This window comes from Rhizobium mayense (genome assembly GCF_030272705.1).
GTDB lineage: Bacteria > Pseudomonadota > Alphaproteobacteria > Rhizobiales > Rhizobiaceae > Rhizobium > Rhizobium mayense.
On the sequence record NZ_JARFYM010000103.1, the window covers coordinates 1 to 872 of the forward strand.

Annotated in this window: 1 protein-coding gene; it reads right to left on the minus strand. The window is 63.2% G+C overall.

All coding sequences use genetic code 11. The features are described from left to right. Positions 1-2: 2 nt before the first annotated feature. Positions 3-872 (minus strand): dihydrodipicolinate synthase family protein (locus PY649_RS34770; RefSeq protein ID WP_285873601.1); only part of this gene is annotated, 870 nt, incomplete at its 5' end.

Sequence of the window (872 nt, forward strand, 5' to 3'; positions counted from 1 at the left end):
GCTTATGCCTTGTACTTTTCAACGGCACCGGGAAGCTTGCTCCACGCGGCGTACCAGGTGTTGAACAGCTTGAACTGCGCTTCGACATAGCCGCGCTGGCTGTCGGTCAGCGCGTCGGTTTCGTTGAAATGGAGCGTATATTCCTGGTCGCCCTTCAGCACCATCATATGCTTGAAATAGAGGACGAGGTCCGGCCCTTCGTCGAAGGACGACAGCACGGCGAGCGCCTGTTCCAGCTCAAGCGCGCGCAGGCGGGCGTCGACGTCGCCGGCCGCGGCCGCCTGCGCGAGGTTGCAGAGATGGAGGACTTCCTTGGGAAGCACGTTGCCGATGCCGGTGATGGCGCCGGTCGCGCCGCAATTGACGAAGCCGTGGAAGACGGCCGTGTCGACGCCGATCATCAGCGAGACGTCGTCGTTGCGGCTGATGATGTTTTCGGCGGCATAGCGCATGTCGGCGGGACCGCCGAATTCCTTGAAGCCGACGAGGTTGGAATGTTCGGCACGCAGCGCAAAGAACAGATCGGCGCGGGTGGCAAAGCCGTAATAGGGGCTGTTGTAGATGACGGCCGGCAGATCCGGAGCTGCCGTCAGGATCGCCTTGAAATGCGCTTTCTGGGCCGCAATCACCGATCCGCGCGACAGGACGCGCGGAATGACCATCAAGCCCTGTGCCCCAACCTTTTGCGCATGCGCGGCATGGGCAACCGCCGAGGCGGTGTTGACGGCGCCGGTGCCGACGATGACCGGCACGCCGGCCTTGACGAGGCGTTCGACGCCTTCCATGCGCTGCTCGTCGCTCAGCAGCGGCCAGTCGCCCATGGAACCACAATAGACGACGGCCGACATGCCTTCAGCGATCAGCTCTTTGCC